Annotated in this window: 1 protein-coding gene; it reads left to right on the top strand. The window is 71.8% G+C overall.

All coding sequences use genetic code 11. The features are described from left to right. On the top strand, positions 1-697 hold a 697-nt coding region (locus JHN63_RS50700; protein WP_200691885.1), incomplete at its 5' end, for a class I SAM-dependent methyltransferase. Between the last annotated feature and the right edge of the window lie 1,119 nt (positions 698-1,816).

The raw sequence follows: 1,816 nt of genomic DNA on the forward strand, positions 1-1,816 counted from the left end.
CTCCTACCCACCCGCCCTCTTCGACGCCATAGAAGAACTCGCCGCCCACCCCCTCGCCGGCGCCCGTGTCGCGGACGTCGGAGCAGGCACCGGCATCGCGACCGCCCTCCTGCACGCCCGTGGCGCCGATGTGATCGCGATCGAACCCGGCGACGGCATGGCGACCCAGTTCCGCCGCACCCTCCCCGACGTCCCGCTCGTCCGGGGCAGCGGCGACGCCCTCCCCCTCACCGACAACTGCGCCGACTTCCTCACCTACGCCCAGGCCTGGCACTGGACCAACCCCGCCGAGTCGGTCCCGGAAGCGCTCCGCGTACTGCGCCCGGGCGGCGCACTCGCCCTGTGGTGGAACACCAGCGCTGTCGACGTCCCGTGGATCGCCGAGCAGGCGGAACGCATCAGGATCCACTTCGGCATCGACCCCGTCGTCGAGCAGAACGGCAGCGGCCTGCGCACCGCCCTCGCCGACCCCACCGGCAAACTCGACTTCACCCACCGAAGGGTCCGCTGGAGCCGCCACATCCCAATCGACACCCACCTGGCCAACATCAGCAGCCACTCGGTCTTCCTGGTCCAGGACGAACAGACCACCAACACCTTCCTCACCGAGGAGCGCCACCACCTGCTCACGGCGTTCCCCGACGCCACGGTGAAGGAGACCTACGTCGTGGAACTCGTCGTAGCGCTCGCACCGTGACCCCGTGACCCCGTGACGGCATGACAGCCCCAACGCCAGACCTCCCCACTACTCCAGCCACAGGCCTGCCGACTGCCCCAACGACGGGAATGCCAGCTGCCCCAGCGGCACGCCCTCCGACCGCCGAGAGGTCAACCGTTGGTCGCCCCGACGGTCAACCTCTGACCCTCCCGGGGGCAACCGCTGGTTGCGCCGACGGCCAACCTCTGGCGGCCCTAGTGCCGCGTTCTGCGGGGAGCCTGGGCGGTGCAGCTTCCGACAGCGCGGGCGGCGGTCATCCTCCGATGAGTCCGGCTGCGTGACCTCAGGCGGCCCGAGCGGTCAACCCCGGGTTGTCTGAGCCGCGCTGCTTCCGACGGCCCTAGTGCCGCGTTCACCAGGCAGCCCGGGCGGTGCAGCTCCCGCCAGCCCGGGCAGCGGTCAACCTCCAACAGCCCCAGCCGCACAGTTTGCGGCGGCCCTAGTGGTGCGATCTGCGGGAAGCTCCGGCGATGCAGCCTCCGACAGGCCGCCCGACGACCACCCTCAGATAACTCCCGCGGCGTAACCTCCGCCGGGCCGAGCGGTCAACCGCCGGTTGCCCGGGCCGAATTGCTTCCGACGGCCCCAGCGGCACGCCCTCTGGCGGCCCGAGCGGTCAGCCCCCGGTTGGCCCGAGCCGCACTGCCTCCGGCGGCCCTATTGGTGCGTTCTGCGGGGAGCTTGGGCGGTGCAGCCTCCGACAGCTCGCTCGACGGCCACGCTCCGATGACTCCAGCGGCGCGCCCTCCGGCGACCCCGAGCGGTAAGCCCCTGGTTGCCCGGCCGCACCGCCTCCGAGGGCCCCACAGCCGCGTTCTCCGCGGAGCCCCGGCGGTACAGGTACACCCTCCGACAGCCCGCCCGACGGCCACCCTCCGATGACCCCAGCGGCGCGACCTGGCGGCCCAAGCGGTCAACCGCTGTCGGACCCCAGCCGCCCAGCTTCCGACAACCTCAGCAGCGCGACCTCCGGCGACCCGGCGCCACAACCACCAACTGCCAGGCGCTCGCCCTCAGACGCCCTCACCCTCACCCTCGCCCCCACCAACTCGTCACATCCCCTTGACCGCAACCACCCCCGCACCACGTCCGTCGACC

The organism is Streptomyces sp. MBT65 (assembly GCF_016612545.1).
Taxonomy (GTDB): Bacteria; Actinomycetota; Actinomycetes; order Streptomycetales; family Streptomycetaceae; genus Streptomyces.